The organism is Janthinobacterium aquaticum, from assembly GCF_009208565.1.
Classification (GTDB): domain Bacteria; phylum Pseudomonadota; class Gammaproteobacteria; order Burkholderiales; family Burkholderiaceae_D; genus Janthinobacterium.
Genome location: NZ_WFLK01000011.1, coordinates 15,118 through 40,244 on the forward strand (window position 1 = coordinate 15,118; position 25,127 = coordinate 40,244).

Consider the following 25,127-nt stretch of genomic DNA (forward strand, 5'->3'; position numbering starts at 1 on the left):
TTGATAACCATGACGTCATGATCACTCCGTTGCGCGTTTCACTGTTTGCCGCCTTCGCCTTCACCTTGCCGCTTACCTTGCAGGCCGCGCCGCTGGCATGGTCGCCCTGTACCGATGGCGTATTGCCAGGCAGCCTGTGTGCAACCAGCATGGTCCCCGCCAGTTATGAGCAGAACGCCGGCAGTGACACCTTGGCCTTATTCGTGCGCAAGATTGCAGCCGATGTGCCCGCTGGCAGCGCGCCCAAAGGCACGCTCTGGCTGGTCGCCGGAGGCCCGGGCGAATCCGGCGCCTCGTTTTACGCGCTGATGCCAACCCTGCGCCGCAGCTTTCCCGGCTTTCAGTTCCTGCTGCCAGACCACCGCGGCACCGGCAATTCGGCGCGCGTCTGCCCGGCAGAGGAAGCCGCAGACAGCCCTGGCGGCCGGGCTTTGGCCGGTGCGGAATGGGCCAGCTGCTTTGCCAGCCTGAACAAACATCCGCAACTGGCCAGTCAGTTTTCCATCACCAATGCGGCGCGCGACCTGCGCACGCTGGTCAAAGGCGAAGCTGGCGTCTCGGCGCAGCCGGTCTATCTGTATGGCGTGTCTTACGGCACGCAACTGGTGCTACGCAGCCTGCAGCTGGGGCCGCTGGCCGTCAAGGGCGTGCTGCTCGACTCGCTGGTGCCGCCGCAGACCGATCCCCGCTGGGACCTGAGCCAGCGCTCGCAGGTGGTCAACCAGGTTGGCCTGCAGGTCCTGGCCGATTGCGACGCTGACGCCGCCTGCCAGGCTGTAGCCGGTGAACCGGCGCAGGCGCTGCTGCGCCGGGTGCTGGCCAAGGTCCAGGCCGACCCGGCCTTGCTGGCCAAAATTCCCGGCAAGAATCTTAAAAACTTCCTGGGCAGCATGCTGGACGTGCCGTCGGCGCGCGCCAGGCTGATTGCGCTGCTGCGCGATCTCGAGCATGGCGGCGACACCGAACTGGCTGCCGTGCGTGCCAGCCTGGTGGCGGCAGCCGCCTCGCTGGGCAGCAGCGCGCAGTCGCCGCTGTCGATCCCGCTGGTCAGCATGATCAGCAATTCGGAAAACAATCTGCAGCCCACGCTGCGCCCGGCATGGACTACTGCCGAGCTGGACCAGGAGGAATCGGCGTTATTGTTTACCAGCCCGCTGCCGCGCATGCTGGCCGGCGGCGGCTTGCCCACGTATCCACGCGACGCGTATTTCGGCCAGCTGCCGGCCAACGTGCCGCCGATGCTGGTGCTGCAAGGCACGCACGATCCGAAAACACCGCATGCCGGCGCGCTGGCCCAGGTGCAGTCACTGCAAGCGACATCGTCGAACCGGCCTGCCTTGGTCAGCGTGCAGCAGGCGCCGCACTTTATCCTGTGGACGGCGCCAGCCTGCTTCGAACAGGCCAGCCTGCGTTTTATTGCCGGCCAGCCTGCGCAGGATTGCGTCCTTTAAGCGCATCGCGTCCGGCCAGCTCTCGCCCGCCACTACTTGGCCGCCAGCAGCGCGCGCCCGGCCCGCTGCAGCTGGCGCAGCGCCAGTGCAGTGAGCAGCAGCATGGATGCAGCAGTTGCCAGCACTGCCACAAAGGCACGATCAAAAGCGGCGCGCGCCAGTTGCGCCACTTCAATACCCAGTTTGCCCGACAACTGGCCCGCCGCCAGCAGCGCCGCGTCCAGCGTGTCATACGCGTCCGGCAACGCACCCGCAGCAGCGGGCAGCAGCAGGCTGGCGCCATAAACGGCTGACATAATGGTGCCGAGGATGGTCACGCCCAGCACCGCGCCCAGTTCATACGCCACCTCCTCGATCGAGGCCGCCATGCCGGCCTGCTGCGGCGCCACGTTCAGCATCACGGCGCTCGAGGCCGTCGTCATCACGGCGCCCAGCCCCAGGCCCAGTACGGCCAGGCTGGCGATCTGCGCCGGTAAAGCCGCATCATGCCATAACAGATAGGCGGCCATGCCCAGGCCAGAGACCAGCAACGAAGCCCACAGCACCATGGCCTTGTCGGCGTGCGGCAAGATCAGGCCGGTCAGCGGTCCGGCAAACACGGAAGCGAGCGGCAGCGGCAGCAGCATCAGGCCGGCGTCCAGCGGCGACATGGCGCGCACCAGCTGCAGATGCTGGCTCAGCGCCAGTTCCATGCCGATCAGCGCGGCCGAGGCCACCATGGCGGCGGCCACGGCGCTGGAGAACGGCAAGGCGCGAAACAGCGTGAAGTCGATCAGCGGCGCTGGCCGCTTGCGCTGGCGTCGTACAAACAGCACGGCAAAAACGGCGCCCGTGGCCAGCGCGGCGGCGGCGACAGCGTACGATGGCGCCGCCTTGCCCAGTTCCTTGATCGCATACACGCCGCCCAGCAGGGCCAGCATGATATGCAGCGACCCGGCCAGGTCCCACGGCTGGCTGTTCTGGCCGGCGCGGCGCGGCAGCAGCAAGGCGGCCGCCAGCAGTGTCAGCAGCACGATCGGCACATTGATCAGGAAGACCGAACCCCACCAGTAATGCTCCAGCAAGAAGCCGCCGAGGATGGGGCCGAAGGCGGCGCCGCCCGAGGCGATCGCGGCCCATACGCCGATGGCAAACGAGCGCTCGCGCTGGTCGGCAAAGGTCAAACGGATCAGCGACAGTGTGGCCGGCATCATCATGGCGGCGCCCACCGCCAGCACGATGCGCGCGCCGATCAGCGCTGCCGGCGTGGGTGCAAACGCAGCGCCCAGCGACGCGGCGCCGAATACGGCCAAGCCGCCAAGAAACACCGGTTTGTGGCCGAGCCGGTCGCCAAGCGTACCCAGACCAGGCAACAGGCCGCACACGACCAGCGAATAGATATTGATCATCCACAGTTTCTGCGATGCCGAGGCATGCAGTTCGCGCGTCAGCGCGGGCAAGGCGGTATACAGCACGGTCATGTCAACCACGATCAGGAACAGGGCGCTGGAGATAATGGCCAGCGTCAGCCATTTTTTAAAGGCGTGCATAAAATTTTCTATATTGTCGTTGGGGCGGGCGGGTCGGGGACACGGTTTCAGGCATAGTCGGCCCCACCGGCACCATCAAGTTCGCGCAGCATGACCACCGACACCTGTTCGAAACCGCGCCCCTTGAAAAACTGCTGTGCGGCCAGGTTGTGTACGCCGCACTCGAGAAACAGGCGCGCAATGCCGTGGCTGCGCAGCTCGCTGGCGACCCACTCCACCAGCGCGCTGCCGGTGCCGCTGCCGCGCACCGCCGGTAGCAGCACCAGGTCGTCCAGCGCGGCAAACGACCTGGCGGCGCGCTGGCGCGTGTCGATCGACACCAGCGCCATGCCCACCAGCAGTTCGCCGTGGCGGGCAACGGCCAGCAGACTCGAGTCGCCATGTGCCCAGTCGTGCGACAGCGCCGCGCGGATCTCGCCGCGGATCACCTGCGGCAGGTCGGCGCGCCACTTGCCCGGCGCATCGGCGCGCTCGCCCTGCAGCTCGGAATGGGAAATATAATCGGCGCTGACATGATCGAGGTACAGCGCGCACAGCGCGTCTTCCAGGCTGGCGTCGTGGCACCAGCTGAAGCTGGCAGTGGCAGGGGTCGTCATGGTGTTCTACTCACTCCTCAATATGAATCAGCGAGTTTATGTCGGCTGAAAAGGGTATTCAAGTTAAAATCCATCTGTAAATCAGATGGGAGAGCCGTATGCAATGGACGCTGGAACAACTGCGCTACTTTGAAGCGGCCGTGGCGGCCGGCTCGTTTTCGGGTGCGGCGCGCCGGCTGGGACGGGCGCAGTCGGTGATCAGCACGGCCGTCGGCTTGCTCGAAGCCGAGCTGGGCGTGCTGCTATTCGACCGCTCGCGGCGCAATGCGGTGCTGACGGAGGCTGGCCAGGTCATGCACCTGGAAGCATGCGAGCTGCTGCGCCAGGCCGAACGGCTGCAGCTGCGCGCGCAACTGCTGGGCGCCGCGCCCGAAGCACGACTGACGCTGGCGCTCGATGAAGCGCTGCCGTATCTGGTGGTGCGCACGCTGTGCAAGGAGCTGGCCGTGCGCTATCCGGCGCTGGAACTGGTGGTGCTCAACGCCACCGACAAGGAGGTGGCGCAGTATATCGAGCAGCAGCAGGCCGACCTGGCGTTTCATTTCGACCGCGGCCCGGTGTCGTCGATCCTCGAACAGCAGCATATCGGCAGCGTGGCGCAAGGCGTATTCGTGGCCAGGGGCCATGCCATGGCGCACGGCGGCGACGTCACGCGCAACGAGCTGACGCGCCATCGCCAGCTGATCATGGATTCGGCCCTGAACCGCGCCCTGGCCTTCAGTCCCGCCGTATGGATTTCCGACAGCTTTTACAGCATCGCCGAGATGGTGGCCGACGGCCTGGGCTGGGCCATTTTGCCGCTCAATATCGCCCGCTACGAGAACAACCGCGGCTATCTGCAGGAAGTGCCGTGCCCTGCCCTGGCGCTGCCGCGCCTGCCGGTGCGGCGCCTGGCCCTGCACGGCAAAAAACTCAGCGACACCTGCCAGTGGCTGACGGCGCGCCTGACTGAGCTGCTGCAGGACGGTCCACGCTGATTGCAGTTATTACGCATGCGTACACCAGCCTGTGGCAATGCTTCAGGCAGTGGCTGCTATTGGCCCCAGCTTGCACAAAACGCAGTAAGATAATGGATCGACAACTTGTTGCGATAAAGGAAAATATGAAAAGCCTGAGACTGATTGCCATCGCCCTGTTTATCACCAGCTCTGTCGCGTCAGCTCAGGATGTGCTGCTTGCTGGCCACGTCCAAAAAGTCATTTTGCAACCACTAGGCACCGAAAATTGCCCGCCGGCCTGCCCTGCTCCGGATACGAGCCGTGCCGACGGTACGCAAACAGTCTGTTTATCGAACATGGGCGGCTGCCAGACAATGGAGGTTACGGTTGACCGGGTCTATCGCGGAGCCGATCCGGGGAAAACGCGGCTATTCTGGTCACGCTTTGGTGAGTGGGGGCCGAGTTTTCCGGTGACGGCAAAACAGATAGTCGTGAGCGAAGAAAATGGCGATGTATCCTGGTCGCCTATAACAGAAAAGGATGGCAAGATTTTTATCGATCCGAAACGTCTGCGCAAAATCGGCGGTGTTCCTGCATCGGATAAGGGCGATAGCGGCCTGGTAGCACTGGATGAGGTGCTTGCAGGTAGCAGCAGCGCGCGCTGACGCTTGGTCGAATTGATGGCGAGCGTTTGCAATCGGCCAGGAGCCGCCGGTCGATTTGAAATCTAGTAGAACGATGTTAGTACGATATGTTAGCCATGGCTTTGTATCGCGGAGGTAATGCAGCATTTAATGCAAGAACTTTTTCCAAAATATCCGCTGTAGGCGTACCTTTGGAGCGTTCAGCCTGAACTAATTCGGTACGTGCTGTCGACGCCATCTTGGCAATATCTGAGAAGTATGCTTCGGATTCCGGAGTTTGTAGCTCTCCGGATACCGAGTAACGGACAGTGGGCCAATTTGAAATATCGATGAGGGGGAACGCACCACTATTGGGGGCAATGTTGTACGCAAGTAATTTCTCTGCCTCCATTGCATCTGATTTTGCACTATTGATCAGATGATTGCGATAATCGCTGCTAGTAGAAGCAGGATTTCCATCTTGCTTTATTGCCGAATCAGATGATGCTGGAGTTGAATTTTTGACAGATGCGAATACCTCGGCGAACGTTTTGTTACTGCTATTGTTCACAGGCTGAGTCGATAATTTTCTGGGCTGTTGATTGACTGAAAAGACACTGACAAAGTTGCTATCGACGGACATTTGTTTCTCCAGATAATTGGTGTTATTGGTATTATAATCAGCCAGAAGCAGTCTTAATCAAAGAAAGAGGATGGGAAGCAGCCCGTTGTTTTTACTTTCTCTGCTTTGTTTCGCTGTGGCGTATCTCATTCATGATTGAGTCTTTAGCAAGTGATGCCACACGTGACAAGCGCCTTCCTGCCTTTTTGACTGGCTGCTTTGGGACGGAAGCGGCCTGTCGCGATTCCGACCTTACCGCCTTGACGGCGTTTGAAGGTGATTGAAGGTGATGGTCGATGAGTGCCGCAACCTTTGTAGCGTGTGTGAAGCCCAGATCGTGATCTGCATCGGCAAGAATGTGCAGCGCGGCTTGTGGAAGGAGCGCAGCTAGCTTTTCACCAACCGCCACCGGACTGACAGGATCGCGGTCACCCCAGAGAAGCAATACTGGGATTTTGATATCAGGAAGGCGCTCTGACAGATCTTCGTGATAATCGATAAACCAGTGCGGCAGCCCTGGATGGTCGCTTCGCACGAACGGTCGCCAGTCTTGCGCACCTAATTGCTTGATATCCATGCCCCCCGACGTTGCTGTAAGGATCAGGTGAGTCACAAGGTCCGGCCGGGCCAACGCCACCCGGATCGCAATGATGCCACCCATCGATTGCGCGACGAGCGCCGACTGCGCATCCAATTTAGAAACGACCTTTCTGACCAGGTCATCGATACCTTTTACATCTTGCTCAGGCGCAGTGGGACCGAATCCGGGCCAACCGAAGTGAATTTTTTCTGCAGGATATTGAACGAGTTCGGCAGCGGGAACCCAATAATCCATTCGTCCAATGGCGCCAGGGAGAAAATACAGTTTTGAGGGCATAGCGAAATCTTAGTTTGCTGAAGATTGATTGTGGTGAGGGCTCGGTTCCGGGCCAGGCTATATTAAAGCCCTTGCTGTGAAGCGAGGGAATCACCATTGATCGGCATGAGTTCATGGCCCGCTTGCTTTAACAAAGAAACTGCTTTTGGCATGTCGCCTTCTTTGAGCAGCAGATGGTCGCCGTCGAAAGTCGATACGACGAATACGCCCAATCCCCCCTCTGACAACGGCCGCACCACCGAAAGCACTATGCCGGTGGCGCCAAAGGCGAATGGGCCGACGAACCGCAGGCAAGTCCAGCCACATTCTTTCTGCGTATTCTCCGGTACCCGTTCAGCCAAGCAGACAATCGACAGTTCGTGCGCCGAGCGGCTGATGGTCACGAAACCGGGACCATCGGCCCAGGTGGGAATCACTTCGTTCGGTGCCAGACGGCAAACAGCATATTCGCCGTGAGCCTGTTCCAGTTTGATTTGATGAATCACTGTTTGCATAAAGCCTCTAAAAGGTAATTAATAAATGAAAAGGGAGGCGACCAGCGGCCAGCAGAAAAGCGTTTTGTGCACCGATGGCGACGATCAAACCACCGCCCATTGCCATGCCTTTAAGAAAAGCGCTATTGAACATTTTTGTGCCGCTGATGGCAGAAAGCCGAAGCTTAGTGCCTGGGCATAGATTAGTATAATGAATGCTATTCATATCTTATTCGCGAGACTAATCATGTGGGACTATCGTGGCCTTGCTGCACTGACGGCTATCGTCGAGGAAGGCAACTTCGAGCGCGCCGCGGCGGCCTTGTCCATCAGCCAGCCGGCGGTCTCGCACCGGTTGCGTGCGCTGGAAGAATGGGCTGGCGAGTTGCTGGTGATACGCAGTCAGCCGCCGCAGGCGACCGTACGAGGCCAGGGGCTGATTGCGCATTTCCGGAAGGTGAAACTGTTGGAGTCCAGCATGGAGATAGAATCGAAAGCGCACAGCTCGCTGCTGCGGGTGGCGATTGCCGTCAATGCGGACAGCGCCGCGACGTGGCTGCTGCAAGCACTGGTGCCGCTGCTCGCTGCGCCCGCGTGCTTGGTTGATATACGAATTGACGATCAGGATGAGACGCTGCGGTATCTGCGTGAAGGCCAGGTGATCGGTTGCGTTACCAGTTCCGGCGATGCGGTCGCAGGAACGACAGTGCAAGCATTGGGAGTCATGTCTTATCTTTGCGTGGCGACGCCGGAATTTGTGAGGCGTTGGTTCCCTGACGGCGTGACCGCATCCGCAACTGCAGTCGCGCCAGCCCTGGCCTACAACCGCAGCGACCGACTGCATGAACGCTATCTAGAACAGGCCCGATTGCCTCCCGACGTGCCGAAGAACTTTTTCCCGAGCGCAGAGGGTTTTGTGTCGTTCATCAAGGCTGGCTTCGGTTACGGCATGGTGCCCGCGATCCAGGTTCGCCATGAACTGGAGTCTGGCTCCCTCGTAGAGCTTGCGCCGCGAGAATCGCTGAGTGTGCCGCTTTATTGGCACCAATGGAATATACAAACGCCTGTTACCCGGACGCTGAATATGGCCATTGTAGACGCTGCACAGCGTTTGCTGGCATAGCACACTGCATCACTGTCGGCACGCTGCCCTTCTACCAGTGAGCCGTGTCTGCTATGGGGCAAGATCGGCCCTTTGTGACCTTTCGTGAATTTTTCCGCCGAGCAACCTACTATACTGTGCCAGACGATCCGGTTCGGCCAAGACCTGACCGTGGGATCAATCGAAAAACCGAACATGGTCTATTTGGAGATGCAAGATGAGGAGTTTTTTGTGTTGAAGCGAGCTATGGTCACACGGGCACGGTTCGGGATGGCGATCGCGCTGGCGACTGCCGTCGCAGGGGCAACAGCCCAAAACCTCAAACAGTTCGAGTTTTCAAGCAGCGACATGGCATCGGCGACATGCGCGTTCACGGCGCCACTGCCAGCCGACTTTACGGTTCTCGCTGCGGGCGAATACGGCGGTCGTCCTACCGATTTCCAGATCGATCAGTCCGGGCACGAAGCCACACGCATCGATGCGGTGGTCAATTCAAGCAACAAACCTGTCATCCTGATGTTGGGGGCATACGAGCCCACCGTATGGAATATCGGGTGGACCCGCGGGACCGACATTATCGGCGTTCTCGTGAGCGGCTACCACCGGCAAGCGGTGGCTGGCCTGCCCAAGGGTACGCCAATCATCAACAGCACCTACGACAACCGGGGGCCATGCGGTTATTTTTATATAAACGCCGATCAATTGGAGGGACTCAATCCACTGGCCCGGCGCGTGTTCGGGCGGGCTGTCGACAAGGTCTATTTGTCGAGAAAGGGTAAAGTCGTGATCGGCGAGCCTTTTGCTGATCAAACTGCACTGCTCACATCGGCCGATGTGACACCGGAGTCGTTTCGCGATCAAAAGGCAGGCCTGGCCGGACCTGCCGCACTGGCGGATGCGGTACGCAAAGGCATCCTGCGGGTGGCGACAGCGGCCGATGTCCGTGCCTGGGACGCGGCCATGATGAAGGCGGCGTCTGCCGACACACCGCCAGTCGCTGGCGCAAACGTACGTGCAACGCACGAAATGTATAACGGTTACGTTGTATTGAAAGAATTTGCGCTGCCAGCCGGCCTGTACGGTGCACACTCGGCGACTTTTATTGTGCCGAAGGGCGTGCCAGTTCCAACAGGGAAACTGGGTCATTCCAGGGTGCTTGACTACAATACCATGCAGTGCACCGGCGCTGTATGTCGGGCCGACCGATAACGTCGAACTTCAGCCGCGCATAGCCGGTCGGTGAACCAGCACTCGGAGCAATGCCGGGCTGGTCCGACTTCAGCGTCAGGGCGTCCCTGACTTACCCGGCACCCGGCTTGCGCGCACGCAGCAAGCTGCCAGCCGCATTTTCCTCGAAGCGCCCCGCCTCCTCTATATAGCCATGCACGGTGCCGTCATGGCGCCAGCCGCCCTGGCGCTTGATGGCCTGGAAATCGGCGCCGGCGCGGTGGGCACTGGTGGCCATGCCGCGCCGCAGGCTATGGCTGGACAGCTCGGGTACATAGTCGAGGCTGGCCAGCCTGGCGCAGCTTTCCAGGATGGTATTGATACTGCTGGCGTGCAACGCATTCTGTCCCACCTGGCCCCACTGATTGACGGTGCGCAGCAGCGGCCCGGCCGTAATGGCCGCCGCGTCCAGCCAGGCGCGTAACGCCGTTGCAGGGCAACACACGCCCTGCCCCAGCGGTATGGCTTTCACGATACCCTCGCCCGACTGATCGGTTTTCGAGCGTGGCAGGGTAATCACCAGCCCCTCTCGCTGCCAGCTGATATCGGCCAGCGTCAGCGACGCCAGTTCGCTGCGGCGGAAACCGCCGAAAAACCCCAATTGCAGCAAGGCGCTGTCGCGCAGCGACTTGAGCGTGCCCACGGCCGCCAGCTGCGCCACGATCACCTCCAGATCCTCCAGCGGCAGCGCGCGCGCCTTTTTCTTCGGCTGCCCGTGCAGGCGGGCCATGCCGGCCAGCGTCTTGCGCACCGTCGGCGTGCCGGCCGGGTCGCCAAAGCCCTGGTACACATGCCACTGCGACAGGGCGGTCAGGCGCAGCGCCAGGGTGCGGATATTGAGGCTGTCCGCATGGGCCAGCAGGTAGCGGATCACCGTGGACTCGTCCGCCGGCAGCGCGCCGCCCCAGGCTTGGAAGTGGCGGATGGCCGAACGGTAGGCGCGGCGCGTGTTGTCAGACGTGGCGGCAGCCAGGAAGGCCTGGTGGCGGGCAGCGAGCTCAGCGTCGACCAGCGCGCCCTCGCCCTGTAACGGGATGGCGACCGTGCCAGCCATGGTTTTGGCAGCTTTGCCACGTTTTGAAAAGACAAGATCAGGCATGGAATCGGCAAAAACAGGGTTTCGTAACGGCAAAACGCCAGCATAGCATGCAAAATCGCTCCTTAACACGCGATAATTGAACTTATCGCGTTCTATATTTTTAAATTTATTTCAAATCTATATCGTAATATTATGCCGTATTACGTATCATGTAATACGTTACTAAATTTCGCTCATAGGTGATTTGATGGCCCGCACAGGCATTTTGTACTCCGACGTTATGAAAGCAGCCCAAATCGTGGCTGCCGATGGCCGTAATCCCACCGTCGACAGCGTGCGCGAGGCGCTGGGCAGCACCGGCAGCAAGAGCACCATTGCGCCGCTGTTAAAGCGCTGGAAGGAAGAGCAGCAGCGCGACGGCGTCGTGAAGACGGAAGCGGGCCTGCCGGCCGAACTGATGGAGGCGATGCGCGGTGTGTATGACAAGCAGCAGCGCGACCTGGCGCAGCAGCTCGATAGCGCGATGCAGGAACATCGCACTGCCCTGGCGGCGACGCAGGAACAGCTGAAAAAAACCGAGACGGAGCGCTTGAAGCTGGTCGAAGTGCGCACCGCCCTGACGCAGGAACTGCGCGCCACCCAGCAGGCGCTGGCGCAACTGAAGGAAGAACACCATCACCGCGCCGTCACGCTGGCCACCTTGCACAGCGATAACGCCGGCCTGAGCCAGCGGCTGGCCGACCGCGGCGAAGAGGTTGCCGCATTGAACCGCCAACTGGCGCAGGTGCGCTCGCAGTTCGATCACTACCAGGAGGCATCGGCGCGCCAGCGCCAGGAAGAGCGCCAGGTTGAACAGCAGCGCGCCAGCCGGCTCGAGCACGACAACGCCCAGCTGCAGCAGCGATTGCAGGGCCAGCAGGCCACGCTGGCGCAGCAGGAAATGCGTCTGGCGCAGTTGCAGCAGGCGCAGGAACAGGCCGCAGCAGAGGCCGCCGCCAGCCGCGACACGCTGGCCGTGCTGCGCCCCGAGCGCGACCAGTTCGAGTATCAGTATCTGCAAGCGGCCGCTTCCGCCGACGCGCTGCTGGCCAAACTGGAAACGGCGGTCCAGGCGCTGGGCGACAGCAAGATAGCGCTGGCTGCGCAGGACCGCCAGATGAGCTTACAGGAGCAGCATGCGGCCAGCGCACAACAGCGCAGCGAGGCACTGACGCAGGAGCGCGACCAGTTGCTGCGTGAGCATGCGCAACTGGCGGCGCGGCTGGCGCGGCTGGAAAGCGCACCGTCGACACGGGCAGCATCATCGGCGCCGGACTGAGGTTCAGCGCGCCGCAACCAGGCCTAGTTCAGTTTGCCCGGACGGTTCCGGTGGGCCCAAGTTGATCGTTTCAATGACAATCGCTGCGCGCGCCAGGCCATATCAGTGTCGACCTGACGGCAAAACTTGTAAAAAAATAAAATCTTTGCCAAGATAACAAACGGCAAAGTTGCTCAAAAAGAATTGCCTTCTTTTTCCTTCCTGATAGAAAGTGGACATGACCCGACGCCCCGCCCTGCTGCCTGCCCTTTTCACTCTGGCCTTTTCCAGCGCCACGGCCGCTTCCGCGCCCGTGCTCGATCCTGCCGTGCGCGAACGCGCCGAAGCGCTGGTGCGCGCCAATGAGCACACCAGCCTGGTGATTGCCGTGATCGATGGCCCGGACAGTACCGTGACGGGCTTCGGCACTGTTGCCGATGGCAAAGCACAGTTGCCCGATGCCGACACCGTCTATGAGATCGGTTCGGCCACCAAGACCATGACCGGCCTGCTGCTGGCGGATGCGGTAGTGGCCGGCAAGGCCAGGCTGGGCCAGCCGGTAGCCGAGCTGCTGCCCGATTTTTCCATTCCGGCCTCGGGCCAGCGGCGCATTACGCTGCTGGACCTGGCTACCCATTATTCGGGACTGCCACGCCTGCCTGGCAATCTGGCGCCGGCCGATGCAGGCAATCCCTACGCCGATTACAGCGCGGACAAGCTGCGCAGCTACCTGGCCGGGCACCAGCTGACGCGCGCGCCCGGCGACGGTTTTGAATACTCCAACCTTGCTTACGGCCTGCTGGGCACGGCGCTGGCCAGCCAGGCCGGCGCGTCTTATGAAATCCTGCTGCAGCAGCGCATTGCCCAGCCGCTGGGCATGAAATCAACTTCATCGGTGCTGTCGCCGGCGCTGCGGGCACGGCTGGCACAAGGCCATGGCACCGACGGCAAGCCGGCCCGCAACTGGGATTTCCAGGCAATTGCCGGCGCCGGCGCCGTGCTGTCGAGCGCGCGCGACCTGGTGGCGTATGTGCAGTCGTATATGCTCAAGCCCGATGCGGCGCATGTGCTGGCGGTAAAAAAACAGGCCGAGCTGGGCGGTGGCAAGGGTATCGCGCTGGCCTGGATCGTGGACCAGGCCAAAGGCCAGCCTTTTACCTGGCATAACGGCCAGACCGGCGGCTACGCCAGCTTTATCGGTTTTACGGCCGATGGCAGGAAAGGCGTGGTGGTGCTGAGCAGCACCTCGCGCCAGGTCGATGCGCTGGGCGTGGCCAGCCTGGTGCCGGGCACCTTGCCGCCTTTGCAGGCAGTGCCGAAGGAAGTGGCAATAAGTGCGGCAGACCTGGTGCAATACGAGGGTCGCTATGCGCTGGCGCCGCAGTTCATCCTCAGCGTGCGCCAGGGGCCGGACGGCCTGCTGGCGGGCGCCACCGGGCAACCGGAAGTGCCGGTGTATGCCAGTGGCAAGGATCGTTTTTTCTACAAGGTGGTCGATGCGCAGCTCGAATTCAAGCGCGATGACCAGGGCGCCATCACCAGCCTGGTGCTGTATCAGAATGGGCAGGCATTGCCGGGCAAGCGTCTGCCCTAGTGCCCTGGCGCAAGCATGAACTGCTCGACCCATGCGACAAACTGCGCCCTGCTGCGCGTGCGCCGCTCTTCGAGCAGCGTGTCGCTGACCTTGACGGCCTTGCCGTTACGGTCTAGCTCCACGCGCGCCAGCTCCAGCACGAATTGACCTTGCGGGTCATCTTCCGGCTCGAAATGCGAGTTGAAACAATAGCCGCTGGCGCTGCAGTGGCCCCACAGCAGCAGCGCGCTGCTGAACCACTGCATGGTGTCCGGGCCCGGGTCGACTTCGAACAAGGTATTGACCGTGATCTGCCAGCCGGCAGGCACCCGCAGCGGTTGCAATGGATAGGGAAACGCCGGTGCGCGCCTGCTCATCGGCACACCTCAGGGGTCGAGTTCCGGCGGTGGGCGGCGCAGCGCGATATGCTCGCCGGCCGCCACCAGGATCAGCACCACCGTGGTCATGCAGGCGATCGTGACCGGGCTGTAGATGCGTCCGTAAGACAACGGAATCAGGCCGATAATAAGCAGCAGGCCCAGGATATGCGACAGCGGCGGCATGCGGCGGTCGCTGCTGACCCACTTGAACAGCGCATTGCCGACCAGATACAGGGCCGGTCCGCCCAGCAAGGCGCTGATGCCGGCAAAGCTGGTTTCGTCCGGATGCATCATCGACAGCTCGTCGGCCACCGCGCTGACGATCACGCCGGCCACGATCAGCATATGAATATAGGTGTAGGCGCGGCGCGCAATGCGGCCAGGATCTTTCGACTGCGCAATGCGAACGTGACCCATTTCGGCGCCCTGGTCAAAATACAGCCACCACATGGCGATGCTGCCCAGCAGCGCCGACAAAAAGCCGAGCCAGTTGCTGGCATTCCACTCCATGGCCGAGAAGTTGGCGCCGGTGACCAGCAGCGACTCGCCCAACGCGATAATCACGAACAGGCCGCAGCGCTCGGAAATGTGGTTGCCGTCCACATCCCAGTCGGTGGTGCTCGAACGGCCCAGTCCCGGCACGGCAAACATCAGCCACGGGCCGGCCAGGTCGATCAGCAACGCACCGCCCCACCACGCCAGGCGCTCTTCGGCCGGACGGGCGCCGCCGATCAGCCAGAAAGCGCCCGACAGCACGGCCCAAACGGTGATGCGCTGGAAGTTGCGACGCCGCGCCAGCGTATCGCTGCGCACGGCCCATAGCGCAAACAGCGGCCGGCCCACCTGCATCGCCACATAGGCGCCGGCAAAACCAAGACCATGTGCGGCGAACGCTTCCGGTATCGACGACGACATCAAGAGGCCGCCCAGCATCAGCACGAACAGGCAGATGCGTACCGGCATGCGCTCGGGGTCGAGCCAGTTGGTAATCCACGAGGTAAAAATCCAGACCCACCAGACGGCCATCAGCAGCAGGCCCGTCTGCAGCCAGCCGACACCGTGCAGGTGTTCAAGCAGCGTATGCGACAGCTGCGTGACGGCAAACACAAATACCAGATCGAAAAACAGCTCGATCATGCTGACCTTGCCGCTGTCCTGCTGCCCGCGCGTGCGCAGCAGTGTTGCTTTCAATTCCATGCTTCTTTCTTTCTACAAATAGTTCCGTGCTGGCGACAGGCGGACGGCTCGATGATCGGTGTCAGTTTTTTACCGGCGTGGGCAATGGCAAGCCGGCAAAATGCGCGTGCAGATTGTCGACCACCAGCTGGCCCATCGCCTGGCGCGTCTCCACCGTCAGGCTGCCGATATGCGGCGTCAGCACGGTATTGGGCAGCGCGCGCAGGGCTTCCGGCACGCGCGGCTCGTCGCAAAACACATCCAGGCCGGCGCTGCCGAGCACGCCGTCGCGCAGGGCGGCGATCAGCGCTTCTTCATCGACCAGCGCACCGCGCGCGATATTGATCAATGTCCCTTGCGGCCCCAGCGCGGCCAGCACGTCGGCATTGATCGCCTTGCGCGTGGCTGGCGTGCCGGGCGCGCAGACGATCAGGAAGTCGCTCTCGCGCGCCAGGTCCAGCAAGGAGTCGCTGCGCGGCACGTCGCTGCCGGCAATCGCGCGCGGCTGGTAGTAGCGCAGCTTGAGGCCGAACGCCGCCAGGCGCAGCGCAATCGCCTGGCCGATCTGGCCGAAGCCGAAAATGCCGGCGGTCTTGCCGCGCAGGCTCAGGGCCGGCTTGATCGGCTCGCGCCGTTCCCAGGCGCCGTCGCGCACGAAATGGTCGAGCGCGACAATCCGGCGCGCGCTGGCCAGCAGCAGGCCCACGGCCACGTCGGCCACGTCGTCGGTCAGCACATTGGGGGTGGTGGTGACGGCAATGCCGCGCTGTTTTGCCACGTCAAGCGCCACTGCATCCAGGCCGACGCCGTTGACGGCAATGATTTCGAGCTTGGGCAGCAACGCCATGTCGGCCGCACCCAGGCCCAGCACGCCGGTGGTGGCCACGGCGCGGATGCGCGGACCGACTTCGGCCAGCCAGGCGGCGCGCTGTTCGGGCGCCACTTGCCAGGCGCGGTGGCAGGTATAGGCCTGCTCCAGTTGTTCATTGACGACAGCCGCAGGGCTCGGTGCGAGCACCAGGAGATCGGGAAGTTCAGTGTGCATGGGCGTCCAGGTTAGTCTGCAGGATATTTCAGCAGACGCAACTTAGCATATTTGACGCTGCAGCGCATATGCCCATGGGCCGCGGCTGGCGCTAACAGGGTACCGGTTTGAGCTTGCCGCCGGTATTGAACGGGTCGGCGCCGGAGCCCGGATTGGCGGGCATGGCATAGCACTTGCTGCCGGTGGCCGTCACAATGCGGGTCGCAACGCGCCCGTCCGGCGTCAGGTACTCTTCCATTTTGATCATCGGTCCGCCCTGATAGGCCGCAGCGACCAGTTTTTCAAAGCGCGCCTGGCGCGCCGATTGCATCGGTTCCGGTGTTGCAAGCCATGGCTTGTCCTGTTTCAATTCGGCGCGCAGGGCCTTGTCGGCAGCGCCGGCGGCCAGCCGGGCGCGCGTGCGCAGGTCTGCCGTGGGTGCCTCCTGCGCCGGTTCGATGGCCAAGTCGGATTCGGCCGCAGGCAGTGGCAGGCCCGGCAGCGTGATGGCTGGCAATGGCGCAACGGCTGGCTTGCCGACGGCGCGCGCCGGGGCGGATGGCATCGGCATCGGCAAAGGCATGGGCGGCGTGCGTGGCAGCGGACGCGGCGGCATCAGCGTCATAAACGCGATCTCCGTCACCTGTTTCAATTTCTTAGCCGGCAGCAACAGAAAGTACAGGCCCAGGCCATGCATGGCCAGTATCAGCGCAACAGCTGCGCCCTGCCAGTAGCGGCGCGGTTCCGGTGCGGCCGGACGATCCCAGTGTTTCATAAGCCATGTTGGTATGCCCTGCGGGCGACACACTGATCTTAACGTCAGTTGCTGCGCGCCATTAATTAATCTGCAAGGTACTGTCCGACGCTACTTTTTTCGCCGCCGGCTGCGCCTTTCCAGGCGGCTGTTGCGCCATTGCGCCTTATTTCAAGCATGCGCTGCCGGGCGCTTGCCCATCGCGCGTCAGACTATTCTATAATGATAATCATTCTCATTAATATTCAAACAAGAGCTTCCATATGTCGACCTTCCGTCTCGCCCCCACTCCCTTTGCGCTGGCCGCTTTTCTGCTGGCCAGCGGTGCCCATGCACAGACCGCGCAGAGCGCCCCGGCCTCTGATGCGCCCGTTATGCCAACCGTCACCGTCAGCGCCTCGGCAGACGCGTCGGTCGAAGGCCTGTCGCGCCCGTACGCCGGCGGCCAGGTGGCGCGCGGCGGCCGCGTGGGCATTTTCGGCGCGGTCGACATGATGGATTCGGCATTCTCGGGCACCAGCTATACGCAGCAGTTCATTGCCGACCAGCAAGCGCGCAGCGTGGGCGACCTGCTGCAAAGCGATCCGGCCGTGCGCATGTCGCGCGGTTACGGCAACTTCCAGGAAGTGTATGTGATACGCGGCTTTGCGCTCGATTCCGACGACGTGGCCTATAACGGCCTGTACGGCGTGCTGCCGCGCCAGTATGTCTCGCCCGAATTACTTGAGCGCGTGGAAGTGTTGCGCGGCGCCAGCGCTTTTCTGAACGGTGCGGCCCCTGGCGGCAGCGGCATCGGTGGCGCGGTCAACCTGATGCCCAAGCGTGCCGGCAACACCCCACTGACCGAAGTGACGGTGGGCGTGGAAAGCGGCGGCCACAGCTATGCAGCCATCGATGTGGCGCGCCGCTTCGGCGAGCAGCAGGAGTTCGGCGTGCGCATCAACGCTGCCAAGCGCCAGGGCGAAACGAGCATCAAGCATGAAGACCACGATGTGAGCATGTTTTCGGTCGGCCTCGATTACCGTGGCCGCGACTTTCGCGTGTCGGCCGACGCCGGCTACCAGAATTTCGACCTGACCGCGCCGCGTCCTTCCGTCGCCACTTCCGGCGTAGCGGTGCTGCCATCGGCGCCGGACGCGTCGCGCAACTTTGCCCAGCCCTGGAGCTTTTCCAAGGAACGCGATGTGTTCGGCACCGCGCGCGCCGAATACGACCTGACCCGCAACATCGTGGCCTGGGCCGCATTCGGCACCCGCGCCACCAAGGAATCCAACAGCCTGGCCAATCCATCACTGACCTCGACCAATGGCGACGCCAGCGTGTACCGCTTCGACAATGCCCGTAAGCAAGATATTCGCACCGGCGAAGTGGGCGTGCGCGCCAAGCTGCAGACCGGCGCCGTCAAACATACGCTGGTAGCGAGCTGGTCGGGCCACTGGAACGAAGCCAAGAACGCCTACGCCATCAGCGACTACGCCGGCCTGCCGACCAATATCTATGCACCGGTCGACCGCTTGATGCCACCGACGCTGGCGGCCAACTCGGGCGGCGTCATGAGCGACCCGCGCCTGACGCAGAAAACCATCCTGACCAGCTACGCCTTGGCCGACACCATGGCCTTCCTCGACGATACCGTGCTGGTCACGGTGGGTGCACGCCGCCAGCAGATCCGCGACGCCGCGTACGCCTATGGCACGGCCGTGCAGTACGCCTACTATGACAAGAGCGCCACCACGCCGGTGGCCGGCATCGTCTACAAGGCCAGCAAAGCGGTGTCGCTGTACGCCAACTATATCGAAGCGCTGGTCAAGGGACCGGTGGCCAGCGGTACCTATGGCACGCCGCCGCAGCTGGTGAGCAATAATGGGGAAGTATTCGCGCCGTACAAGTCCAGACAGAAGGAAGTCGGCGTCAAGTATGACGGCGGCCGCCTGGGCGTGACGGCCGCGCTGTTTACCATCGACCAGCCGCTGCTGGCCGTGCGCGGCACCGAAGCCGGTCTGTTCGGCCAACAGCGCAACCGTGGCCTGGAATTGTCGGTATTTGGTGCGCCCGTGACCGGCGTGCGCCTGCTGGGCGGCCTGACCTGGCTCGATACCGAGCAAAGCGGCACCGACGTGGCCGCCAATAACGGCAAGAAAGTGATCGGCGCGCCCGAAACCCAGCTGAGCCTGGGCGCCGAATGGGATGTGCCGGGATTATCGGGCCTGAGCCTGAACGCGCGCACCGTCTATACCTCGACCCAGTATGCCGACCTGGCCAATACCAAGCAGCTGCCATCTTGGACCCGCGTCGACATCGGCGCGCGCTACCTGACGCAGGTGGCGGGCCGCGACGTCACCTTGCGTGCGCGCGTCGACAACCTGTTTGATCGCAACTACTGGGCTTCGGCTGTCTCGTCGTTTGGCGCCGGCAGCCTGGTGCTGGCGTCGCCGCGCACCGTCGCCGTTTCGGCCAGCGTCGCGTTCTAAGCCTGGAGCGCCGCGTGCGCGCATGATCCACTACGGCCCGGAACAGGTGAGCGAGCAATACCAGATCTTGCTCCGGGCTGTAGCCTGCCCTTCTTGCAAACCGTGGCCGAAAGCCATGGCGGCAACATGACGCTCGGCAGCGCTGCCGACCTCGGCACCATTTCTACCATCGGCCTGCCGTCCGCCTGATCCTGTCTTCCCCACAACGGCGCCCGCCTTGCACCAATCAGGTGCGCGTCACTCTGCCTTGCCACAAAACTGGTCAAATTTATCACATTAAACTGGCACGCTTCCTGCTGTAAGCAAGGTAGACCAGCTTGGGGAGTGCAATCATGGCCAATTTTTTCAATGAAATGACTGAGCACGAGACGGACACGCCAGCCGGCGTGCGCGAACACTACCGTGATTTCCACCAGTGGCTGCAGCAGCAGCCGGCCGACACCATGGCGCGCAAGCGGGCTGAAGCCGACCTGATGTTCCGCCGCGTCGGCATTACCTTTGCCGTCTACGGCGACCACGCGGGCACCGAACGGCTGATCCCGTTCGACACTATCCCGCGCATTATTCCCGCCGCCGAATGGGCGCAGATGCAGACCGGGCTGGTACAGCGGGTCAAGGCGCTCAATATGTTTATCCATGATATTTATCATGAGCAAAACATCATCAAGGCCGGCATTATTCCAGCCGAACAGATCTTCCGCAATGCCCAGTACCGGCCGGAAATGCAGGGCATCGCTGTTGCCTCGGACATTTACGCGCATATTGCCGGGGTCGATATCGTGCGCGCCGGCCAGGGCGAGTTCTATGTGCTGGAAGATAATCTGCGCGTGCCCTCGGGCGTGTCGTATATGCTGGAAGACCGCAAGATGATGATGCGGCTGTTTCCGGAACTGTTTGCACGCAACAAGATCGCGCCGGTCGACCATTATCCCGATATGCTGCTCGATAACCTCCGTTCGGTGGCGCCACTGGGCGTCGACGATCCGACCGTGGTAGTGATGACGCCAGGCATGTACAACTCGGCGTATTTCGAGCACGCCTTTCTGGCCCAGCAGATGGGCGTCGAGCTGGTCGAGGGCAAGGATTTGTTTGTCAACGATAACCTGGTGTATATGCGCACCACGCGCGGACCGAAAAGGGTCGATGTGATCTACCGCCGCGTCGACGACGATTTCCTCGATCCGCTGGCGTTTCGCGCCGATTCGTCGCTCGGCGTGGCCGGCCTGCTGTCGGTGTATCGCGCCGGGCGCGTCACGCTGGCCAACGCCATCGGCACCGGCGTGGCCGACGACAAGTCGGTCTATCCGTATGTACCGGACATGATCGAATTTTATCTGTCGGAGTCGCCCATCCTCAACAATGTGCCCACCTATCAGTGCCGCAAGCCGGCCGATCTGTCCTATGTGCTGGCCAACCTGGCCAAACTGGTGGTCAAGGAGGTGCACGGCGCCGGCGGCTACGGCATGTTGGTGGGGCCGGCCTCAAACCAGGCGCAGATCGAGGATTTCCGCCGGCGCTTGCTGGCCAATCCGGGCGGCTATATTGCTCAGCCCACGCTGGCCCTGTCGGCCTGCCCTACTTATGTCGAGTCGGGCATCGCGCCGCGCCATATCGATCTGCGCCCGTTCGTGCTGTCGGGCAAACATATTTCCATGGTGCCGGGCGGCCTGACCCGCGTGGCGCTGGGCGATGGCTCGCTGGTGGTCAATTCGTCGCAGGGCGGCGGCACCAAGGACACCTGGGTACTGGAAAAAACCGATGCTTTTGGAGGAGACCAATAAATGTTGAGCCGCACTGCCGATCATCTGTACTGGATGGCGCGCTACACCGAACGCGCCGAAAACACGGCCCGCATGCTCGATGTGACGTTGCAGACCTCGATGCTGCCGCAGTCGCAGCGCGAAGCCGAACGTGGCTGGCGCGCCACGCTGGGCATTTCCGAACTGCAAAACGCCTATGACGAGAAACACGCGCGCATCGCCACCCACGATGTGCTCGACTTCATGGTGCGCGATCCGAACAATCCGTCCTCGATCGCCGCCTGCCTGACCGGGGCGCGTGAAAATGCGCGCGCCGTGCGCGGCACCCTGACCACGGAAATGTGGGAAATCCAGAACGCCACCTGGCTCGGCATGCAAAAGCGCCTGGACGGCCAGCTGCTCGATAGCGACCCCAGCGCGTTTTTCGAATGGGTCAAATACCGCTCGCACCTGTCGCGCGGCGTCACGCTGGGCACCATGCTCAAGGACGAAGCGATCCACTTCATCCGCCTGGGTACTTTCCTGGAGCGGGCCGACAATACGGCGCGCATACTGGACGTCAAGTTCCATGGCATGCGCGACCAGCCGGGCGACCTTTCCCAGCGCGACTTCTATTACTGGGCGGCTCTGCTGCGTTCGGTATCGGGCTTCGAGATCTACCGCAAGGTCTACCGCGACGTCATTACACCGGCGCGCGTGGCCGAATTGCTGATGTTGCGCGGCGACATGCCGCGCTCGCTGCTGGCCTGCATGGACGATGTGGTGGAGAATTTGCGCCACATCCGCAACGATGTGTCCGCCGATACCGAGCGCTTTGCCGGCAAGCTGCATGCGCAGCTGAAATTCGGCCGCATTGACGACATCATGCAGGCCGGCCTGCATCAGAGCCTGACCGATTTCCTGGAAAGCATCTATGAGCTGGGTAACCGTGTCAGCCGTGACTTCCTCGTTCCCCTGGCGGCCTGATGATACTGACTATCCGACATGAAACGCGCTACACCTACAGTTTGCCACTGGCCTACACCATCCAGCAACTGCACCTGACGCCGCGCCGTGAACCGCAGCAGCACGCGTTGTCGTGGCAGATTGCCACGCCCGGCCAGTGCCATGCCTTTACCGATGCCTATGGCAATCTTTCGCATATGCTTACCATCAGCGGCAGGCACCAGTCACTCGATCTGGTCGCCCACGGCGTGGTGGAAACCATCTACCCCTACCAGGGCCGGCTGAACCTGCAAGATCACCTGTCGCCGCTGTTGTTTACCCTGCCAACCAGGCTCACGCAGGCAGACCAGGCAGTCGAAGCGCTGGCCGCCAGCAGCCTGCCCGAGCGCAACAAACCGGCCAATACGGCGCAATTGCTGCGCCTTGCCGAGCAGATCGTTGGCAAGGTCGCCTATGAAAGCGGGGCCACCGAGGTGACCACCACTGCCGGCGACGCCCTGGCGCTGGGCCGCGGCGTATGCCAGGACCATGCGCATCTGTACCTGGCCTGCTGCCATGCCTGGGGCATTCCGGCGCGCTATGTGTCGGGCTATATCGATCCGGGCGCCACCGGTCACGCGGCCAGTCATGCCTGGATCGACGCCTGGGCCGAAGACAGCGACTTTACCGGCTGGGTCAGCATCGACGTGACCCATGCGCGGCTGATGACGGACGCCTATTGCCGGCTGGCCATTGGCCGCGACTATGAGTCGGCAGCGCCGGTGCGCGGCATGCGCCAGGGCGGCGGCGACGAAACGCTGCAGGTCGATGTGCAGATTGCTGTCGCCTGAGCCGGGGCCTGCTGTAAAATGACTTCCCTTTGATTTTTTGCCGGACGGCCTGACAACGATGACTTACTGCATAGGCATGCGCCTGAACCAGGGCCTGGTGTTTTTATCGGACAGCCGCACCAATGCCGGCGTGGACCAGGTGGGCACTTTCCGCAAGATGAGCGTGTTTGAAAACCCGGGCGAGCGCATGCTGGTGCTGATGACGGCCGGCAATCTGTCGATTTCGCAAGCGATCCGCCAGATCGTGGCCGAACATATCGACAGCAACGGCCTGAGCATCTGGAACGTTGCCAGCATGTATGATGCGGCGCGCATCGTGGGCGAAGCGGTGCGCACCGTGCACCAGCGCGAAGCGAAGGCGCTGGCCGACTGTGGCATCGACTTCAATGTCAGCATCATCGTGGGCGGGCAGATCGGCGCCGAGCGCTGCCGCCTGTTCCAGGTCTATTCGGCCGGCAACTTCATCGAGTCGCACGATGAAACCACCTACTTCCAGATCGGCGAGGCCAAGTACGGCAAGCCGATTATCGATCGCGTGATCACGCCGGCCAGCACCCTGGACGAGGCGGCCAAGTGCGCGCTGATCTCGATGGACTCCACCTTGAAATCAAATATCTCGGTCGGCCTGCCGCTCGACTTGCTGGTGTATGAAGCCGGTAGCCTGGCCGTCACGCGCTTTGTCACCATCGACGAGAAAAACCGCTATTTCCGCATGATCCGCGACACCTGGGGCGAGCAGCTCAAAAGCGTGTTTGAAAACATGGATAACCCGGTATGGGATGTGGCGCCTGGTACAGACGGCAGATCCTTGGCTTCCTGCAGCACCGCCGGCAAACCTGTGCGCATGACCATGCCGGCGCAGCTGGGCAACACCGCACAGCCGACCACGCCGATGCAGTCGCTGGCGCAGCAGGTACATAACGGTCGCCAGCACTGAAACAAGGCGAGCTTGATGCGGCGCGCACGCAACACGTGCGCCGCTGGACAACTGGCGCTGTACGTGTTTTCATGACAATATAAATAACAGTATTTATATTGCATGAAAGGTTGCGCCATGGACCTGATTTCATCCGCTCTTGTTGTCGCCATTGCCCATGGTGCGCCGGCACGCGTACCGCGCCCTGTTGCCGAACGCTATGCGCAGCTAAAGTCGGCTATCGCCCGCTTCCCTAACGCTGAGCAGATACTGGCCATCGTGGCCGAAATGGAAGCCGAAGGCGGCCGGCAGCAGCAAGAACCGTTGCGCCTGGCGCTGGCGCGAGCGCTGTCGGTGGCCAAGGTGCCCGACGATATGGCCACGCTGTTTGCCGCGCAGGCGCTGCTGGACTTGCTTGAACGCACCACTGACGCGGCCTCGGCCGATTCGGCAGCAGCATCGGAAGCATCAGCGGCACCACAGATGCAGGCCACGGGCGAAGCCGACCAGGCTGGCGTGGTGTCGAACTATGCCGTGGTGCGCACCTATTTCGCCACCGACCGTCGGCGCGAGATCGGCCAGCCGCCGGCGCAGCGCTTTTCCAGCGCACGCTCGGGCGACGTGGCCGGCCCGGTGATCAGCTATGGCGTGTGCGATATCAGCATTCCGCGCGATCATCGCATGGGCCAGCTGGAGTCGCCTTCGCTGTGGCGGCTGGAACTGCGTGAAAATCCGGCCCGCCATGTGGTGCTGCTGACGGCCGAAGTGCAGCAGCGCGACCAGTTTTTCAGCAGCCTGGCCGCCACCATCGCCGCCTCCAAGCGCCGCAGCGCCTTTGTTTTCGTGCCCGGCTACAACGTCACGTTCGAGGATGCAGCGCGCCGCACGGGCCAGATGGCCTACGATCTGGGCTTCGACGGCGCGCCGGTGTTCTACAGCTGGCCGTCGCAGGGCGAACTGGCCGACTACACGGTCGATGAAAACAATATCGATTGGAGCACGCCGCACCTGACGGCGTTCCTGGCCGACTTCCTGCAAAAAACCGACGCCGCCTGCATCTACCTGATTGCGCACAGCATAGGCAGCCGCGGCCTGGCGCGGGCCGTGGCCGAACTGCACGCTACCGAGCCGGCGCTGGCGCAAAAGATCACCGAAATCATCCTGACCGCGCCCGATATCGACGCCGACGTGTTTCGCCATGATATTGCACCGCGCCTGCGCAGCAGCGGACGTCCGCTGACGCTGTATGCCTCGTCGGAAGACCTGGCGCTGGCCGCCTCGAAAGCCGTGCATGGCCATGCGCGCGCCGGCGACAGCGGCGCCGGCATGCTGATACTGCCAGGCATGGAAACGGTCGACGCAACCGGCGTCGATACCGGCTTCGTCAAGCATGCCTACTTTGCCGAGCAGCGCTCGACCCTGTCCGATATCTATTACCTGATCCACAATAATGCGCGCGCCGACCAGCGTTTCCTTGACGCCGTCGATGGCCCCGGCGGGCGCTACTGGACGTTCAGGCGTTAG

The 25,127-nt window shown here is 62.3% G+C and carries 24 protein-coding genes; 13 read left to right on the forward strand and 11 right to left on the reverse strand.

The window, feature by feature from the left end; genetic code table 11:
- The first annotated feature begins 17 nt into the window (after nucleotides 1-17).
- Nucleotides 18-1,451: an alpha/beta hydrolase gene (locus tag GCM43_RS17045; RefSeq protein WP_152246437.1), complete on the forward strand. Its 1,434-nt coding sequence runs from the start codon at nucleotides 18-20 to the stop codon at nucleotides 1,449-1,451.
- Nucleotides 1,452-1,483: 32 nt separating this feature from the next.
- Here the strand turns inward: GCM43_RS17045 and GCM43_RS17050 are convergent, their stop codons facing one another.
- Nucleotides 1,484-2,980: an MFS transporter gene (locus GCM43_RS17050; RefSeq protein WP_152246439.1), complete on the reverse strand. Its 1,497-nt coding sequence runs from the start codon at nucleotides 2,978-2,980 to the stop codon at nucleotides 1,484-1,486.
- A gap of 47 nt (nucleotides 2,981-3,027) precedes the next feature.
- On the reverse strand, nucleotides 3,028-3,576 hold the full coding sequence (locus GCM43_RS17055) for a GNAT family N-acetyltransferase (protein ID WP_152246441.1): 549 nt from the start codon (nucleotides 3,574-3,576) through the stop codon (nucleotides 3,028-3,030).
- Nucleotides 3,577-3,674: 98 nt separating this feature from the next.
- Between GCM43_RS17055 and GCM43_RS17060 the strand changes: the two genes are divergently transcribed.
- A complete protein-coding gene (locus GCM43_RS17060; RefSeq protein ID WP_152246443.1) occupies nucleotides 3,675-4,553 on the forward strand; it encodes a LysR family transcriptional regulator in 879 nt (292 codons plus the stop codon).
- A gap of 92 nt (nucleotides 4,554-4,645) precedes the next feature.
- Complete coding sequence (locus GCM43_RS17065; protein ID WP_152246446.1) at nucleotides 4,646-5,179, forward strand: hypothetical protein; 534 nt, start codon at nucleotides 4,646-4,648, stop codon at nucleotides 5,177-5,179.
- Between the two features lie 76 nt (nucleotides 5,180-5,255).
- Here the strand turns inward: GCM43_RS17065 and GCM43_RS26190 are convergent, their stop codons facing one another.
- The 4 genes from GCM43_RS26190 to GCM43_RS25860 form a co-directional block, all read right to left on the reverse strand.
- Nucleotides 5,256-5,780: a hypothetical protein gene (locus GCM43_RS26190; protein WP_226929529.1), complete on the reverse strand. Its 525-nt coding sequence runs from the start codon at nucleotides 5,778-5,780 to the stop codon at nucleotides 5,256-5,258.
- A gap of 91 nt (nucleotides 5,781-5,871) precedes the next feature.
- Nucleotides 5,872-6,636, reverse strand: a complete 765-nt coding sequence (locus GCM43_RS17075) for an alpha/beta fold hydrolase (RefSeq protein ID WP_152246448.1) — start codon at nucleotides 6,634-6,636, stop codon at nucleotides 5,872-5,874.
- A gap of 62 nt (nucleotides 6,637-6,698) precedes the next feature.
- Complete coding sequence (locus GCM43_RS17080; protein WP_152246450.1) at nucleotides 6,699-7,130, reverse strand: ACT domain-containing protein; 432 nt, start codon at nucleotides 7,128-7,130, stop codon at nucleotides 6,699-6,701.
- Between the two features lie 7 nt (nucleotides 7,131-7,137).
- Nucleotides 7,138-7,335 (reverse strand): hypothetical protein, encoded by a 198-nt coding sequence (locus GCM43_RS25860; protein WP_193315654.1) that lies wholly within the window; start codon nucleotides 7,333-7,335, stop codon nucleotides 7,138-7,140.
- Here GCM43_RS25860 and GCM43_RS17090 point away from each other — a divergent pair.
- Together GCM43_RS17090 and GCM43_RS17095 are read left to right on the forward strand one after the other, a co-directional pair.
- Entirely contained in the window at nucleotides 7,321-8,232 is a 912-nt protein-coding gene (locus tag GCM43_RS17090) for a LysR family transcriptional regulator ArgP (protein WP_152246452.1), read from the forward strand. The genes GCM43_RS25860 and GCM43_RS17090 overlap by 15 nt on opposite strands.
- 84 nt (nucleotides 8,233-8,316) lie before the next feature.
- Nucleotides 8,317-9,420: a hypothetical protein gene (locus GCM43_RS17095; RefSeq protein ID WP_226929530.1), complete on the forward strand. Its 1,104-nt coding sequence runs from the start codon at nucleotides 8,317-8,319 to the stop codon at nucleotides 9,418-9,420.
- Nucleotides 9,421-9,511: 91 nt separating this feature from the next.
- On the opposite strand, the gene GCM43_RS17100 is transcribed toward GCM43_RS17095, so the two are convergent.
- The gene (locus tag GCM43_RS17100; protein ID WP_226929531.1) at nucleotides 9,512-10,537 is read right to left on the reverse strand and encodes a site-specific integrase; all 1,026 of its coding nucleotides are present in this window, start codon (nucleotides 10,535-10,537) and stop codon (nucleotides 9,512-9,514) included.
- A 220-nt stretch (nucleotides 10,538-10,757) separates the two neighbouring features.
- Between GCM43_RS17100 and GCM43_RS17105 the strand changes: the two genes are divergently transcribed.
- Together GCM43_RS17105 and GCM43_RS17110 are read left to right on the forward strand one after the other, a co-directional pair.
- Nucleotides 10,758-11,795 carry a DNA-binding protein gene (locus tag GCM43_RS17105; RefSeq protein WP_193315655.1) on the forward strand — a complete coding sequence of 346 codons (1,038 nt, stop codon included), beginning with the start codon at nucleotides 10,758-10,760 and terminating at the stop codon, nucleotides 11,793-11,795.
- A gap of 217 nt (nucleotides 11,796-12,012) precedes the next feature.
- Nucleotides 12,013-13,368: a serine hydrolase gene (locus tag GCM43_RS17110; protein ID WP_152246456.1), complete on the forward strand. Its 1,356-nt coding sequence runs from the start codon at nucleotides 12,013-12,015 to the stop codon at nucleotides 13,366-13,368.
- Here GCM43_RS17110 and GCM43_RS17115 read toward each other — a convergent pair.
- The 4 genes from GCM43_RS17115 to GCM43_RS17130 all read right to left on the reverse strand — a co-directional run bounded on the left by GCM43_RS17115 (nucleotide 13,365) and on the right by GCM43_RS17130 (nucleotide 16,702).
- Nucleotides 13,365-13,724, reverse strand: coding sequence for a hypothetical protein (locus GCM43_RS17115; protein ID WP_152246458.1), 360 nt, complete (start codon nucleotides 13,722-13,724; stop codon nucleotides 13,365-13,367). The genes GCM43_RS17110 and GCM43_RS17115 overlap by 4 nt on opposite strands.
- A gap of 9 nt (nucleotides 13,725-13,733) precedes the next feature.
- The gene (locus tag GCM43_RS17120) at nucleotides 13,734-14,924 is read right to left on the reverse strand and encodes a low temperature requirement protein A (protein ID WP_152246460.1); all 1,191 of its coding nucleotides are present in this window, start codon (nucleotides 14,922-14,924) and stop codon (nucleotides 13,734-13,736) included.
- A 61-nt stretch (nucleotides 14,925-14,985) separates the two neighbouring features.
- The gene (locus tag GCM43_RS17125) at nucleotides 14,986-15,948 is read right to left on the reverse strand and encodes a 2-hydroxyacid dehydrogenase (protein WP_152246462.1); all 963 of its coding nucleotides are present in this window, start codon (nucleotides 15,946-15,948) and stop codon (nucleotides 14,986-14,988) included.
- A 91-nt stretch (nucleotides 15,949-16,039) separates the two neighbouring features.
- A complete protein-coding gene (locus GCM43_RS17130; protein WP_152246464.1) occupies nucleotides 16,040-16,702 on the reverse strand; it encodes a hypothetical protein in 663 nt (220 codons plus the stop codon).
- Nucleotides 16,703-16,944: 242 nt separating this feature from the next.
- On the opposite strand from GCM43_RS17130, the gene GCM43_RS17135 reads away from it, so the two are divergent.
- The 6 genes from GCM43_RS17135 to GCM43_RS17160 all read left to right on the forward strand — a co-directional run bounded on the left by GCM43_RS17135 (nucleotide 16,945) and on the right by GCM43_RS17160 (nucleotide 25,127).
- On the forward strand, nucleotides 16,945-19,152 hold the full coding sequence (locus GCM43_RS17135; RefSeq protein ID WP_152246466.1) for a TonB-dependent receptor: 2,208 nt from the start codon (nucleotides 16,945-16,947) through the stop codon (nucleotides 19,150-19,152).
- Between the two features lie 332 nt (nucleotides 19,153-19,484).
- Complete coding sequence (locus GCM43_RS17140; RefSeq protein ID WP_152246468.1) at nucleotides 19,485-20,933, forward strand: circularly permuted type 2 ATP-grasp protein; 1,449 nt, start codon at nucleotides 19,485-19,487, stop codon at nucleotides 20,931-20,933.
- Nucleotides 20,934-21,878, forward strand: coding sequence for an alpha-E domain-containing protein (locus GCM43_RS17145; protein ID WP_152246470.1), 945 nt, complete (start codon nucleotides 20,934-20,936; stop codon nucleotides 21,876-21,878). It abuts the gene before it with no gap.
- Entirely contained in the window at nucleotides 21,878-22,687 is an 810-nt protein-coding gene (locus GCM43_RS17150; protein ID WP_152246472.1) for a transglutaminase family protein, read from the forward strand. The genes GCM43_RS17145 and GCM43_RS17150 overlap by 1 nt, the downstream gene beginning before the upstream one ends.
- A 58-nt stretch (nucleotides 22,688-22,745) precedes the next feature.
- Nucleotides 22,746-23,624, forward strand: coding sequence for a proteasome-type protease (locus tag GCM43_RS17155; RefSeq protein WP_152246474.1), 879 nt, complete (start codon nucleotides 22,746-22,748; stop codon nucleotides 23,622-23,624).
- A gap of 117 nt (nucleotides 23,625-23,741) precedes the next feature.
- Entirely contained in the window at nucleotides 23,742-25,127 is a 1,386-nt protein-coding gene (locus tag GCM43_RS17160; protein ID WP_152246476.1) for an alpha/beta hydrolase, read from the forward strand.

Bases quoted from the DNA above. Each gene is read 5' to 3' on its own strand.
- GCM43_RS17045 (WP_152246437.1), top strand. From the start codon at position 18: ATGATCACTCCGTTGCGCGTTTCACTGTTTGCCGCCTTCGCCTTCACC.
- GCM43_RS17050 (WP_152246439.1), bottom strand. From the start codon at position 2,980: ATGCACGCCTTTAAAAAATGGCTGACGCTGGCCATTATCTCCAGCGCC.
- GCM43_RS17055 (WP_152246441.1), bottom strand. From the start codon at position 3,576: ATGACGACCCCTGCCACTGCCAGCTTCAGCTGGTGCCACGACGCCAGC.
- GCM43_RS17060 (WP_152246443.1), top strand. From the start codon at position 3,675: ATGCAATGGACGCTGGAACAACTGCGCTACTTTGAAGCGGCCGTGGCG.
- GCM43_RS17065 (WP_152246446.1), top strand. From the start codon at position 4,646: ATGGATCGACAACTTGTTGCGATAAAGGAAAATATGAAAAGCCTGAGA.
- GCM43_RS26190 (WP_226929529.1), bottom strand. From the start codon at position 5,780: ATGTCCGTCGATAGCAACTTTGTCAGTGTCTTTTCAGTCAATCAACAG.
- GCM43_RS17075 (WP_152246448.1), bottom strand. From the start codon at position 6,636: ATGCCCTCAAAACTGTATTTTCTCCCTGGCGCCATTGGACGAATGGAT.
- GCM43_RS17080 (WP_152246450.1), bottom strand. From the start codon at position 7,130: ATGCAAACAGTGATTCATCAAATCAAACTGGAACAGGCTCACGGCGAA.
- GCM43_RS17090 (WP_152246452.1), top strand. From the start codon at position 7,321: ATGAATGCTATTCATATCTTATTCGCGAGACTAATCATGTGGGACTAT.
- GCM43_RS25860 (WP_193315654.1), bottom strand. From the start codon at position 7,335: ATGAATAGCATTCATTATACTAATCTATGCCCAGGCACTAAGCTTCGG.
- GCM43_RS17100 (WP_226929531.1), bottom strand. From the start codon at position 10,537: ATGCCTGATCTTGTCTTTTCAAAACGTGGCAAAGCTGCCAAAACCATG.
- GCM43_RS17105 (WP_193315655.1), top strand. From the start codon at position 10,758: ATGAAAGCAGCCCAAATCGTGGCTGCCGATGGCCGTAATCCCACCGTC.
- GCM43_RS17110 (WP_152246456.1), top strand. From the start codon at position 12,013: ATGACCCGACGCCCCGCCCTGCTGCCTGCCCTTTTCACTCTGGCCTTT.
- GCM43_RS17115 (WP_152246458.1), bottom strand. From the start codon at position 13,724: ATGAGCAGGCGCGCACCGGCGTTTCCCTATCCATTGCAACCGCTGCGG.
- GCM43_RS17120 (WP_152246460.1), bottom strand. From the start codon at position 14,924: ATGGAATTGAAAGCAACACTGCTGCGCACGCGCGGGCAGCAGGACAGC.
- GCM43_RS17125 (WP_152246462.1), bottom strand. From the start codon at position 15,948: ATGCACACTGAACTTCCCGATCTCCTGGTGCTCGCACCGAGCCCTGCG.
- GCM43_RS17130 (WP_152246464.1), bottom strand. From the start codon at position 16,702: ATGAAACACTGGGATCGTCCGGCCGCACCGGAACCGCGCCGCTACTGG.
- GCM43_RS17135 (WP_152246466.1), top strand. From the start codon at position 16,945: ATGTCGACCTTCCGTCTCGCCCCCACTCCCTTTGCGCTGGCCGCTTTT.
- GCM43_RS17140 (WP_152246468.1), top strand. From the start codon at position 19,485: ATGGCCAATTTTTTCAATGAAATGACTGAGCACGAGACGGACACGCCA.
- GCM43_RS17145 (WP_152246470.1), top strand. From the start codon at position 20,934: ATGTTGAGCCGCACTGCCGATCATCTGTACTGGATGGCGCGCTACACC.
- GCM43_RS17150 (WP_152246472.1), top strand. From the start codon at position 21,878: ATGATACTGACTATCCGACATGAAACGCGCTACACCTACAGTTTGCCA.
- GCM43_RS17155 (WP_152246474.1), top strand. From the start codon at position 22,746: ATGACTTACTGCATAGGCATGCGCCTGAACCAGGGCCTGGTGTTTTTA.
- GCM43_RS17160 (WP_152246476.1), top strand. From the start codon at position 23,742: ATGGACCTGATTTCATCCGCTCTTGTTGTCGCCATTGCCCATGGTGCG.